The organism is Pontibacter sp. HJ8, from assembly GCF_054824225.1.
This window is the reverse complement of record NZ_JSYF01000252.1, coordinates 1-12186: the sequence shown is the minus strand read 5'-3', so window position 1 is coordinate 12186 and position 12186 is coordinate 1. Positions and strand designations below refer to the sequence as shown.

At 49.2% G+C, this 12186-nt stretch carries 16 protein-coding genes; 6 read left to right on the top strand and 10 right to left on the bottom strand.

What is annotated here, in order from left to right:
- Nucleotides 1-1171, top strand: a 1171-nt coding sequence (locus tag OB13_RS11970; protein WP_461490401.1) for an Rne/Rng family ribonuclease, incomplete at its 5' end; no start/stop codon positions are given.
- Nucleotides 1172-1242: 71 nt separating this feature from the next.
- Here OB13_RS11970 and OB13_RS11965 read toward each other — a convergent pair.
- Nucleotides 1243-1914 carry a porin family protein gene (locus OB13_RS11965; protein WP_461490400.1) on the bottom strand — a complete coding sequence of 224 codons (672 nt, stop codon included), beginning with the start codon at nt 1912-1914 and terminating at the stop codon, nt 1243-1245.
- Nucleotides 1915-1983: 69 nt separating this feature from the next.
- Between OB13_RS11965 and gldB the strand changes: the two genes are divergently transcribed.
- From gldB to OB13_RS11950, 3 genes are all read left to right on the top strand, one after another.
- The gene (gene gldB, locus OB13_RS11960) at nt 1984-2976 is read left to right on the top strand and encodes a gliding motility lipoprotein GldB (RefSeq protein ID WP_461490399.1); all 993 of its coding nucleotides are present in this window, start codon (nt 1984-1986) and stop codon (nt 2974-2976) included.
- A 37-nt stretch (nt 2977-3013) separates the two neighbouring features.
- Nucleotides 3014-4219, top strand: a complete 1206-nt coding sequence (locus tag OB13_RS11955; RefSeq protein ID WP_461490398.1) for a glycosyltransferase family 4 protein — start codon at nt 3014-3016, stop codon at nt 4217-4219.
- Nucleotides 4220-4560: 341 nt separating this feature from the next.
- Nucleotides 4561-5040 (top strand): hypothetical protein, encoded by a 480-nt coding sequence (locus OB13_RS11950; protein WP_461490397.1) that lies wholly within the window; start codon nt 4561-4563, stop codon nt 5038-5040.
- Nucleotides 5041-5141: 101 nt separating this feature from the next.
- Here OB13_RS11950 and nth read toward each other — a convergent pair whose 3' ends face one another.
- The 5 genes from nth to OB13_RS11925 all read right to left on the bottom strand — a co-directional run bounded on the left by nth (nt 5142) and on the right by OB13_RS11925 (nt 8139).
- Nucleotides 5142-5825, bottom strand: coding sequence for an endonuclease III (gene nth, locus OB13_RS11945; RefSeq protein ID WP_461490396.1), 684 nt, complete (start codon nt 5823-5825; stop codon nt 5142-5144).
- An 18-nt stretch (nt 5826-5843) separates the two neighbouring features.
- The gene (locus tag OB13_RS11940) at nt 5844-6074 is read right to left on the bottom strand and encodes a hypothetical protein (protein ID WP_461490395.1); all 231 of its coding nucleotides are present in this window, start codon (nt 6072-6074) and stop codon (nt 5844-5846) included.
- Complete coding sequence (locus OB13_RS11935) at nt 6049-6651, bottom strand: RNA polymerase sigma factor (RefSeq protein WP_461490394.1); 603 nt, start codon at nt 6649-6651, stop codon at nt 6049-6051. The genes OB13_RS11940 and OB13_RS11935 overlap by 26 nt, the downstream gene beginning before the upstream one ends.
- 395 nt (nt 6652-7046) lie before the next feature.
- On the bottom strand, nt 7047-7436 hold the full coding sequence (locus OB13_RS11930; protein WP_461490393.1) for a group III truncated hemoglobin: 390 nt from the start codon (nt 7434-7436) through the stop codon (nt 7047-7049).
- 364 nt (nt 7437-7800) lie between these two features.
- On the bottom strand, nt 7801-8139 hold the full coding sequence (locus OB13_RS11925) for a hypothetical protein (protein WP_461490392.1): 339 nt from the start codon (nt 8137-8139) through the stop codon (nt 7801-7803).
- A gap of 48 nt (nt 8140-8187) precedes the next feature.
- Between OB13_RS11925 and OB13_RS11920 the strand changes: the two genes are divergently transcribed.
- Both OB13_RS11920 and OB13_RS11915 read left to right on the top strand, forming a co-directional pair.
- A complete protein-coding gene (locus tag OB13_RS11920; RefSeq protein WP_461490391.1) occupies nt 8188-8589 on the top strand; it encodes a TetR/AcrR family transcriptional regulator in 402 nt (133 codons plus the stop codon).
- Nucleotides 8590-8641: 52 nt separating this feature from the next.
- On the top strand, nt 8642-9505 hold the full coding sequence (locus tag OB13_RS11915) for an alpha/beta fold hydrolase (RefSeq protein ID WP_461490390.1): 864 nt from the start codon (nt 8642-8644) through the stop codon (nt 9503-9505).
- A 59-nt stretch (nt 9506-9564) separates the two neighbouring features.
- Here OB13_RS11915 and hisIE read toward each other — a convergent pair whose 3' ends face one another.
- From hisIE to hisH, 4 genes are all read right to left on the bottom strand, one after another.
- Nucleotides 9565-10212 (bottom strand): bifunctional phosphoribosyl-AMP cyclohydrolase/phosphoribosyl-ATP diphosphatase HisIE, encoded by a 648-nt coding sequence (hisIE, locus tag OB13_RS11910; RefSeq protein WP_461490402.1) that lies wholly within the window; start codon nt 10210-10212, stop codon nt 9565-9567.
- Nucleotides 10213-10234: 22 nt separating this feature from the next.
- A complete protein-coding gene (gene hisF, locus OB13_RS11905; protein WP_461490389.1) occupies nt 10235-10993 on the bottom strand; it encodes an imidazole glycerol phosphate synthase subunit HisF in 759 nt (252 codons plus the stop codon).
- Complete coding sequence (gene hisA / locus OB13_RS11900) at nt 10987-11709, bottom strand: 1-(5-phosphoribosyl)-5-[(5-phosphoribosylamino)methylideneamino]imidazole-4-carboxamide isomerase (RefSeq protein ID WP_461490388.1); 723 nt, start codon at nt 11707-11709, stop codon at nt 10987-10989. The genes hisF and hisA overlap by 7 nt, the downstream gene beginning before the upstream one ends.
- A partial coding sequence (hisH, locus tag OB13_RS11895) for an imidazole glycerol phosphate synthase subunit HisH (protein ID WP_461490387.1) occupies nt 11706-12186 on the bottom strand: 481 nt, incomplete at its 5' end. The genes hisA and hisH, both read right to left, overlap by 4 nt.

Sequence of the window (12186 nt, the reverse complement as noted above, 5' to 3'; positions counted from 1 at the left end):
GTTAGCCGGGCGATACCTGGTGCTCGTGCCGTTTTCAAACACGGTAAGCGTATCCAAAAAGATCGTAAGCAAAGAAGAACGAACACGCCTCAAGCGCCTGATCACCTCGATCAAGCCTGAGAATTTTGGTGTGATCATTCGGACGGTAGCAGAAGGACGTGAAGTGGCAGAGCTCGACAGAGACCTGCGCAACATGGTCGATAACTGGGAAGAGGGTTTTAAGTCGCTGAAGCTGGCTAAACCAAATGACAAGATCATTGGGGAGTTAGGCCGTTCTTCTTCCATTTTGAGGGATTTAATGAATGAAAGTTTTGACAACATAGTAGTGGACGACGAATCACTCTATGATGAGATCAAAACGTACATCGGCAGTATTGCTCCGGATAAACTAAGGATCCTGAAGCACTACACCGGTAAAACCAAAACCTTTGAACACTTCAACATTGAGCGGCAGCTGAAAGCTGCTTTCGGTAAAACAGTGACTATACCGGGAGGCGGATACCTGGTCATAGAGCACACCGAAGCACTGCATGTGATCGATGTAAACAGTGGGAACAAATCCAATACCGAAACCGATCAGGAGGCCACAGCGCTGAATGTGAACATGATGGCTGCCAAAGAAGTGGCCCGTCAGTTGCGCCTCCGGGATATAGGTGGTATCATAGTAATTGACTTCATCGATATGAAGTCGCCCGAAAACCGCCAGAAAGTATACGAGGTAGTGAAAGAGGAGATGAAGAGCGACCGTTCGAAATCTACCATTCTGCCTATCTCGAAGTTCGGCCTAATGCAAATTACGCGTCAGCGTGTAAGGCCGGAACAAAACATTGTGACCGGGGAAGTATGCCCTACCTGTAACGGCACCGGTAAAATAACAGCAAGTATTCTGATTACAGATGAAATTGACGTAGCGGTAGACGACCTGCTCACGAGCCACAATCACAAGAGCCTGACCCTGTACGTGCACCCTTTCCTGTATACCTATTATACAAAAGGGGTCTTCTCGAAACAGATGAAATGGTTTTTCCACTACTTCAAGTGGATCAAGTTTGTAAAAGACACTTCGCTGGGCATCACGGACTTTAAAGTGATGGACGATCGGGGTGAAGAAATTGAACTGCGCACCGCCTTATCCGAGGTAAACGAGGTGCAGGAAAAAGAAGAAGTTTAAATCAGATACTTAACAATAAAAAAGCCGCTTCGATTATCTCGAAGCGGCTTTTTTATTAGCAATGAAGCAGGTTAGAACTTAACCCCCACGTCTATGGAAACACCGTTGTTCTTAACGGAAATGTTTTTGTCATTTAGAACGTTCTTGTAGTACTTGTCAATATTGCTCAAGCCACGGTGATACGTAATGCCACCAAATAATTTAGTGCTCTGGCCTAGCTGCATTTCTGCTCCGGAACCAAGTATGGCATCTGTCTCAAAAACATTGAAGCGTTTGGCAGTCTTCTCGCCGTTGATGATCTTTTTGTTGTTAACCTGCGCTGCCACCTTAGTATTAAGCGAACCTCCCACCTGGAAATAAATGACTACATCAGGAGCTACTTCGTTGGTAAATAATTTTAAGGTAAGTGGTATTTCCAGGTATTGTACGGTTATATCATCTTTGTAAGTGCTCGCCGGATTGCTACCATCCTGAGGATCGTAGGTGTAGCTGATCTTGGCGCCTTTGCTGCGGTACATAAGTCCTGAACTGAAGGCATAATTGTTAGAGAAGAAGTAATCTCCTACCACACCAACACCAACGCGCAGTGTATTGCTGGTCTTCTCAAAATTGTGCCTGTCTTCCGCTATAAAACGATTGCTCGAAATAGTGGGTGAAAACTGTACGCCTATTTCCAATTGAGCCATAGCAGAGGAAGCGATGCCTAAAAACAGCACCAATAATGTAAGTCTTTTAAGTTGCATAAGTAAATTGAGGAGTTAATTTTACTCTAATACGTGAGAACCCTGTACTTTTGTGTTAAATATACGGCAATGTATTATAGATTACTATTACTCGCAACCATCGTGTTGCTTTTTGGTTGCAAGAAGAAAGGTTGTGAAATTCCGGAAGAGTTTGAGCGCATACCCGTAGAGGTCGAAATAGAGCGCCTGGAAAAGCCTTTTTTCGCTGCTTCATCGAAAGAAGACATTGTAAAATTCCTCCGGGAGAATCCTATGTTTGCCGATCGTTTTCTGCAGCAGAAAGGCTATCCCTCTGATTCAGCTCTTATTAACTCCCTGTATGGCCTGGCAACGAACCCGGAGCTGAAAAAACTGGCGGGTGAAGCGGAGCAGAAGTTTGGCAATATGGAGCAGGAACAACAGCTGCTGGAGAATGCTTTCAAGGGCGTCAAATATTATTATCCTGAATTTCAGGTACCGCAGGTCAAAACTTTTGTTTCGGGCCTGAACCAGGATCTGCTGGTGTCGGATAGCCTGCTGGTGCTGGGGCTTGATTTTTTTATCGGTAAAGATGCCAGCTTCCGGCCCGATACTTATGAATATATTTTGAAGCGGTATGAGCGACCGAACATGGTACCCGCTGCCATGCTGCTGCTATCCAATCGTTTCAACAAAGTTAGTTTCCTGGACAGGAACCTCCTGGCAGAAATGATCAATACCGGAAAGGCGTACTATTTTGTTCAATCCATCATGCCCTGCACGCCTGATTCCCTGATCATCGGGTTCAGCGGACAGCAGCTGGCCGATATTCACCACAACGAAGGAAGGATCTGGGGGCATTTTGTGGAGCAGAGCCTGCTGTATGAGAAAAGTCCGTTCGTGGTGAACAAATATATCGGTGAACGCCCCAACACACCCGAGGTAGATCCGAAGGCGCCGGGGAGGCTGGGCACCTGGGTAGGCTGGCAGATTGTGCGTAAGTATATGCAGCGTCACCCGGAGGTGACCTTGCAGGAGCTGATGGCCAACGAGGATTACCAGAAAATTTTTACAAATTCTAAATACAAGCCAGAGAAGCGGTAAACGTACCTGCCTGACTGCTTTCCTATACCTGCGCTGCATGCACATAGCCATTTTTAACCAGCATCATCACAACCCTGACTGCCCCGCTACCTGCCGGCATTATACCTTTCTGGAGTATCTGGCGAAGCGGCACAAGGTGAGTCTGGTGACAAGCAGCGGCTGGAAGCAACTCCGGATAACGGATAACTATAGCTGGGTGCCGGAAGGGGTGGAGCTCTATGAGCAGGTGGTGCCGTACAGCAACAAGATGGGTATAGGACGACGGCTGGTATCTTACGGCGGATTTGCAGCCTACAGCCTCACCAAAGGCCTGGCTATACCTAAACCTGATGTGATCTGGGGCGTGTCAACGCCCCTGTCTACTCCCTGGATGGCAGACCGGGTAGCCAAGCTGCGGGGGGTGCCGTGGGTGTTTGAAGTGCAGGACCTGTGGCCAAGTTTCCCGATAGAGATGGGAGCCGTGAAAAAAGAATGGCTGCAAAGGAGGCTATACCAGCTGGAAAACAAACTCTACCGCAGCGCAAGTCATATTGTTCCGCTCTCCCCGGATATGGAGAGTTATGTGGCAGCGCAAGGCATAACACATGATAAAATAACTACCATTCTCAACGGTACCGATCTGGAGATGGTTGATGCTGTTACACCGGAACAGGTGGAGGCACTGCGTCGGCAATACAAGCTGCAGGGCAAGCAGGTGGTGCTGTATGCAGGCACGTATGGCCGGGCCAATAACATCCCGACGATCATGCAGGCGGCAGAGGCACTGGCGGATCATCCTAATATCACCTTTGTGCTGGCCGGCGGTGGGTATTATGAGGAGGAACTGCAAAAACTGGCAAAGCGACTACCGAATCTGCGCCTGCTCCCGCCTCAACCCAGGCCTGAAGTTTTCAAGCTGTTTAAGCTGGCTGCTCTTTCCCTGGTCTCTTTTAATGACCTTCCGGTTCTGGCGTCCAACTCTCCCGCTAAACTATACGACAGCCTAGCCTGCAGTACTCCGGTCATTGTGACAAACCCAGGCTGGACAAAATCTTTGGTTGAGCAGCATGGCTGCGGCAGGTATAGCCCTGCCGGTCAGCCTACTGCCTTGGCCGAAACCATAAGGCAGCTGCTGGCTTCGCCCGAAGAACTAAAAGAGGCCGGACTGCGAGGAGCAGCTGTAGCCCGGGAGCAGTTCGACAGGCAATTACTGGCCCGGCAGATGGAAGATGTTCTGTTAAAGGTGGCTGCCAAAGCAAAATAATCTCTTACTGGTAACCCGTATTCTCCCCCTTTTTAGTCGGTCAGTAAAAGGTCATCATCCTCACAGAAAGCTTCTGTTTTCTGTCCCTTCTTCAGCTAATTCATAAGTTGAAAAAACGTATCCGATAAACAGCATGCTTCTGCTACGATCCCATTCTGTTCCCGGTTGGTTTTGAATCATTAGTAAAGCATTGATTGTGACGTTTTTGTTGCTTCCGCTGTCTTCTGTGTTAGACCCCTTCATAATTTTTGGCACAACCTTTGGATATAGCCTGCTCGGCATGACATACTAGAAGACGTAAACTTTGCTACTACTTAAACTAACCAAAAGGTCAAGAGAAGATGAAGAAGATAATTGCAGTATTATCGTTAGGGATGTTGGTTGCTGGTAGCTCTTACGCCCAGACTACACCTCAGAAAGATCAGAAAGATAGGAAGGCACGCACAGAACTCCAGGGCGCCCGGGCGGAAAAAGTCAGGAAAAGCCCAGAAGAGATGGCCCGGATGAAAACAGAGAGGTTGTCTCAGAAGCTAGACCTGAATGCCACGCAGAAGAATCAGCTACAGGCGCTGAACCTGCGACAAGCGGAGGAGATGAAGGCCATGCGTGAAAGGTATAAAGGCACTGAGGACAAAGCGCAGCTGCGTGAAGCCAAGAAAGCCAGCCACGACAAATGGCAGGCAGAGTTAAAAAGTATCCTGACGGAGAAGCAGTATACACAGTATGAAGCTGACCGGGTAGAGATGCACCACAAGCGTGGAGAAGGAAAGTCCGGTCATAAAAGCCAGAAAAGCGGCGAGATGAAGAAGCAGGGTACCTGATCATGTAATACCTAATAATCTACATACAGAAAAAGGCGGGCTACTAGCTCGCCTTTTTTTATACCTATACCTATACCTATACCTGCTGGTCTGTCGCTAAACTATAACCCGCCTACTTTATTCTCGGGATCATCCGGGATGTTGGGGAAATTTTTCTGAAAGAAGGCACAGAAGTGCGTGAGCGGGCATTCTTCGCACTTGGGCCGCCGGGCAAGGCAGATGTAGCGCCCATGCAGAATAAGCCAGTGGTGCGCTTTGGCAATGAGTTCCTGCGGCAGGTTGGAAACCAGCTCCCGTTCCACTTCCAAAGGCGTTTTGGCAGCCTTGGATACCAGGCCCAGCCGCTTACTCACGCGGAACACGTGCGTATCCACGGCCATGGCCGGCTGGTTCCAGATCACGGAAACGATCACATTGGCCGTCTTGCGGCCTACGCCAGGTAGCTTGACCAGTTCCTCCACCGTGCTGGGCACTTCCGACTGAAACTGTTCTACCAGCATCCGGCCCAAGCCAGCCAGGTGTTTGGCCTTGTTGTTAGGGTAGGAGATACTCTTGATGTAAGGCAGTATTTCCTCAGAAGAAGAGGCTGCTAAGTGTTCGGGTGAGGGAAACGCTTCAAAAAGAGCAGGCGTCACCAGGTTGACGCGCTTATCGGTGCACTGGGCACTGAGCACGACAGCCAATATCAGTTCATAGGGGTTGGTATACACCAACTCCGTCTCAGGCTCCGGAAAGTTGTGAGTAAAATACTCGATCAGGTGCCTGTAGCGTTCTTTCTTGAGCATAAAAAAAGTCTGCAGTCTTTACGACTGCAAACTTAAGCTTTTTGAGTAATTTAAAATGTTATTCACACTTCGCTCACTCGGGCTTTTTGAGGCATCGCTAAGCAAACGTTGGATCAGCAGGAGTTCAGAGCAGCCGTCAGCTAACTCGTTGTCGTGCATTAAGGCTGTTTCCAGTTGCTCGCGGGCATCATCTGCCAACTCATCGTATACGTACTGGATCAGCTCATTCTGAGTAGAGGTTTTTATCATAAGCAAACGTGCTATTAAGCATCTTTTTTCTTAGGTTAATTAATGCGTAGCGCATACGACCTAAAGCTGTATTGATGCTCACACCGGTTGCTTCGGCTATCTCCTGGAAGCTCATATCGGCGTAGTGCCGCATCATGAGTACTTCCCGCTGCGCTTGTGGCAGTGTCTGGATCAGCTCACGCAGACGTGCATGGGTGTCCTCTTTGATCTGCAACGACTCGGCAGAGTCTTCGGCAAATGACAAAGCATTGAACACATTGCTGCCGTCTTCCAGCGTGATCATCGGGCTTCTCTTCTCTTTACGGAAAAAGTCGATTGCCAGGTTATGGGCAATGCGGCATATCCAGGAAGAAAATTTGCCTTCTTCGTTATACCGACCGCCTTTCATGGTGTGGATGGCCTTGATAAAGGCATCCTGCATCAGATCTTCGGCAGTATACGTGTCTTTAACAATCAGTAAGATCGTAGTGAATACTTTGTTCTTGTGTCTGTGTACTAGCTGTTCAAACGCATTTTCGTTACCTGCGATGTAGAGCGTTACCAACGCGGAATCGCTCAGCTGGGTAGTTGTATTCATCGTAAAGCTACATTAGTTTAACGTAGAGCTTTATATCATATTGTGGCGTTTAGCTTTAAGAACAAATATTTTTGTGAAGTGTAAATCAAATATAGATAAAGCATTTTGACTGTGCAACTACAGTCCCCTCTCCTTACTAAAAAAATATTATTAGAGCTATATGTTAGGAAATTAATTACTATTGTCTAATATACGTTGATATATTATAAGTGTATATGGTCTGAGTTAAATTTAATTTTCCACATATATCGGAAGCTGTTTTTATCATTTCAAAGGCACATATCGGGCTAGAAAAGCGTATTTTATCTCTGCATCGAGGCAAAAAAAACGGGGAGAAGGAGCCGCTGCCGTGGCGGTTCCTTCTCCCCGTTCAGAAGGTATAGATCAGCCCTTTCTCAGGCAGTCAGTTCTTTGCCTATTACACCGATCAGGCCCATTTTCATCTGGAAAACCTGGGCGATGCTGCTGGCTTTCTGCTTCAGTTCCTGGGTTTTTTCTCCTTCGAACAGGCTATCAGCCGTCTGAGTGAATAGGTCGACCCAGCGGGCAAAGTGCTGCCGCTCCACAGGTAGTCTCAGATGCTTCGGAAAAGGCTGCCCTTTGTAAGCCATCGTGCCGAAAAGAACGGAGCTCCAGAAACTGTACATAACCGGCAGGTGATGCTCCCAGTTTACCTGCGCAAACCCGTTAAAGACCGGACTTAACAGGTCGTCTTCATTTACCTTGTCGTAAAACGTGTCAACCAGCAGCTTTATATCCTGCTCGTCCTTGATATCTGCCTTCATCTTCTAACTGCTTTAGGGTTAGTGGTAGTGGTGCCAACAGGTGCGGTGGCCGCTACTTGCGGGGCGTGTGGTCGAAAGCCCCTTCGTTTCTGCTGCCACCCTTAGAATTTGCAACCGGGCACCTGGGGTCTACAAAGGTAGGGTGTCTCCACATCCAGAAAAATGATATTGGTCACTAAATCATAGAGGAAGTAGCCTATCTGTCTCAGGTATAGGCATGAGTCGTACAGTTCAGGCCGGATCTAATGTATAGGTGGTAGTATAGAGGGCCGGTATAAGCAGGGAAAGTAGCGGGCAAAAAAAATCCTTCGAGAGTGCTGAGGGCCCGGGCGAAGGATAGGTGAATGAATTTTTTTTGAGGCTGTTACTCCCTGCTATAGCCTTTCAGGCGATTCAGGATCAGCAGCAAACGACGGTTGATCTCGCGTTCTTCTACCGGAGCACATTGTGCGGTAATATCATATGGCTTCTTCAGTTTTGCCTCAACAGCTTTCAAATGCTCTAAATAACACTCGAGTGTTGTGCAGGATATGGTGCTGAGCGACTGATCGGCATGATCTGAAATGGCCTTTGCATTCAGGTTGATGGCCTTAGCGATCTCAGTATTAATCAGTTTGGTCACATCTGAGCCTGATGTAATTTCTTGTAGGTATACCTTCCTCTCAATGTTCTCCAGTAATTTACGGATATCAAGTTGTTCCATAAGTCGATAGTTTAAATAATTCAAAATTCTTAAAAGCGAGTGCTTCTGATGGAGTTGCTCGAAGAAATATTCAGGCGCGGGGTAAGCGACATGCAGACTTCGCTGGCAGATTCGGAAGAAGCCAACTCCCCTGCCTCATCAGGTATAGAGCGCCACATACGGCAGACAGTGAAACTACTGAAGGAAAAGAAGGATTTCTGGAGGCTGCTGCACAGTATACGGTTGCAATCGCCCGTTGTGCAGCAACTGATGGCCGACAGGAACGGACAGAGCAGCAGCACGGAGTCACAGATCAGGCAAAACCTGATTGAAGCCGGTATACCTTTCCCGGACCTGGAAGCAAAGCTGCTTTTTGCCTCGCTGGATGGGATGGCCCAGCATTTCCTGCTCATTGAAAGTTATCCGATAGACGATGTGGCCACTTTACTGATTATGAAGTATAAGAAATGATTCTGGCTGATTTTAAGCGAACTAACTCCTAAACCTTTTAACGGAAGAACCTATGAACTCTCCTGCATGGCTTGACCGGATATTGTATCCGTTTGCACACCACACGCTACAGCTTCAGAACGGGCAAATGCATTATGTAGATGAAGGCCAGGGGGAGCCTGTCGTGTTTGTGCATGGCACTCCGACCTGGTCTTTTGTGTGGCGGCAGCAGATCAAGGCTTTGAGCAGGACACACCGCTGCATTGCCCCGGACCACTTGGGCTTCGGCCTGTCAGCTAAGCCGGCTGGTTTTGCCTATACCCCCGAAGCGCATGCTCTTAATCTAGAGCAACTGATCGGGGAGCTTCAGTTGAAGAACATCACCCTGGTAGTACATGATTTTGGCGGCCCGATTGGCCTGAGCTACGCGCTTCGGCACCCGGAAAATGTGAAGCGTATCGTGATCCTGAACACCTGGATGTGGAGCCTGGAAGAAGAGAAGCAGATTATGAAAATCAGCAGCTTCATGAGCGGCAGCTTAGGCAGATTCCTATACCTGAATCTGGGATTTTCACCCCGCATGCTGCTCCCCAAAGGCTACCACGAACGCCGGCATCTGAGTAAAGACGTTCACCAGCACTACCTCAAACCACTCAACAATGCGCAGAACAGGCTCGGCACCTGGCACTTCACCGCTGCCCTGAAGGAATCCGGATCCTGGTTCGATCAACTCTGGCAGCAACGCGAAAATCTACGTGGTATACCTATGCTTATCCTTTGGGGAGATAAAGACGCCCTGCTGCCTCTGAGCCTGCTCGAAAAATGGCAGAAGACGTTTCCGGAAGCGCAAGTGCGAAGGTATAAAGCCGGTCATTTTGTGCAGGAAGAAAAAGGAGGAGAGATTGCAGACGCGCTGAAAGAATTTATCCAGGGCTAAGTCTGTTTCAGCTAAGGTATGGTATACCTGCCGATGCTTTACATAATAAATCCACTTGCCTATTTTTTGTGCCGCTCCTGCAACACGGCCACCACATCGCTGAGTTCCAGGCCGGAAGCCGCCAGCAGAACCAACAGGTGATATAGCAAGTCCGCTGCTTCGCCTTTCATGGTGTCGAGCTTTCCGGCTACGGCATCTATTACGGTTTCTACGGCCTCCTCTCCTACTTTCTGGGCAATCTTGTTTATGCCTTTGTCAAACAGGAAATTGGTATAAGAACCTTCCACCGGGTTGATTTTGCGCTGTTGAATTACTTCTTCCAGCTGCGCAATGAACTGGATGGCTTTAATTCTTTTAGCGGCTTCTTCTTCCCCAAAACAGCTGGTGGCGCCGGTATGGCAGGTTGGGCCGTTTGGCTTCACCTTGATCAGGAGCGAATCGTTGTCGCAGTCTTCGGTTATACTGACCACTTGGAGCGTGTTTCCCGAAGTTTCCCCTTTGGTCCAGAGACGGTTTTTGGAGCGAGAAAAGAACGTTACCAGTCCCTCCTGCTGCGTTTTCTCCAGCGCCTCCTGGTTCATGTAGCCCAGCATGAGCACCTGGCTCGTTTGTTCGTCCTGAATTACAGCCGGCACCAGCCCGCCCATTTTATCAAAATCTAGTTTCATAAAGTTCTGAGTCTCGAGTTCTGAGTGCTGAGTTTTTATTCACCTATTCACTCATTCAAAATTATATCCGCACCTCCACGCCCTGCTTTTTCAGGAAACGCTTCAGGTCCGGGATCTCCAGTTCGCGAAAGTGGAACAGGCTGGCAGCTAAAGCGGCGTCGGCGTGTGCTTTGTTGAAAGCGTCGGCAAAGTGCTGCATGTTGCCTGCGCCGCCTGAGGCAATTACCGGAACAGAAACTGCTTCGGAAACAGCTTTGGTGATGTCAAGCGCAAAGCCTGCTTTGGTACCATCGTTGTTCATACTGGTCAATAGGATCTCGCCTGCTCCCAGGTCTACCACTTTCCGTGCCCAATCCACTGTGCCGTGTTCGGTTTCAATAGTGCCGGCGCGCGTATACACCTTCCAGCCGGTTGCATCGGTATACTTGGTATCAATGGCAACGGTAACGCACTGACTGCCGAAGCGATTGGACAGCTCCTCGACCAGTTGTGGGGTCCGGATCGCCGATGAGTTGATGGATACTTTATCAGCTCCCGCCATGAGCAACACTTCCACATCCTCCACAGAACCAATGCCTCCTCCTACGGTGAAAGGTATGTCGATGTGCCGGGCAATGTCGCGAACGAGTTCGGCAAAGGTTTTACGCTCTTCGTTCGTAGCCGTAATGTCCAGGAAAACGAGTTCGTCGGCTCCCTGTGCGGCATACCATTTGGCCAGTTCAACCGGATCGCCGGCGTCGCGGATGTTCTCAAACTGTATGCCTTTCACACAGCGGCCATTCTTGATATCCAGGCACGGGATAATGCGTTTGGTTAACATATAAATCGATCTAAATCTTTTAAGGCAATGGTGCCTTCGTAGATGGCTTTGCCGATGATAGCGCCTTTTACGCCGATCCCCTGCAGCTCTTCCAGGTCTTCTACTGTTGTTACGCCACCGCTTGCAATGATGCCAGCTTCCGGCAGGATTAGCTGTAGGTGGCGGTACGTAGAGATGGATGGGCCCTGCAATTTGCCGTCTTTGCTCACATCGGTGCAGATGAACAACTTGGCACCTGTTTGCACATAGCCGGAGATAAAATCCTGCAGCGGGTATTTGCTCTCTTCGGTCCAGGCGCTGATGGCGATGTTCGTTCCTTTAAAATCTGCCCCGATGATGATCTTTTCCGCGCCATACTTGATCAACCAGCTTTTCACAGTATCCGGTTCACGTACGGCTATACTTCCTGCCGTGATCTGGGCCGCCCCGGCGTCAAACGCTTGCTTTACAGCCTCGTCGGATTGCAAGCCACCGCCAAAATCGATGGTCAGACCGGTGTTGGCTGCTATACGCTCCAGCACGGCCAGGTTTACAGGCTTTTTGGCACGGGCACCGTCGAGGTCCACCAGGTGCAGGCGCCGGATACCGTGCGCTTCGAAACGTTTGGCTACTTCCAACGGGTTGCTGTCGTAGGTGGTTTGCCGGGCAAAATCGCCTTCGGTCAGGCGCACGCACTGGCCGCCGATAATGTCAATGGCAGGGATGATTTCCATCATAAGGCTAAAAAGTTTTTGAGAATTCGGGAGCCGGCAGGCCCGCTTTTTTCAGGGTGAAACTGCGCGGCATAAAAGTTTTTGTAGTGCAAGGCAGCCGAAAAAGGCTCCGGATAGGCTGTCTGAGCTATTGTATACGCGCTCATGGGCACATAATAACTGTGCACATAGTATACAAAGTCCTGCTCGTTTATACCTGCAAAAAGCGGTGATTGTAACTTCTCCAGCTGGTTCCAGCCCATGTGCGGCACCTTCAGCTCCGTCTGGAAACGCTTGACCTGTAGCGGAATAATGCCTAGTAGGTCGGTATCGCCTTCTTCGGAGTGCTGGCAGAGCAGCTGCATGCCCAGGCAAACGCCAAAAAACGGCTGCTCCAAGGTAGGCAGCAACTTGTCCAGGTTGCGGGCTTTTAGCTGCGCCATGGCCGAAGAAGCCTCTCCTACGCCCGGGAAAATAACCTTGTCGGCAGACTTGATGGTC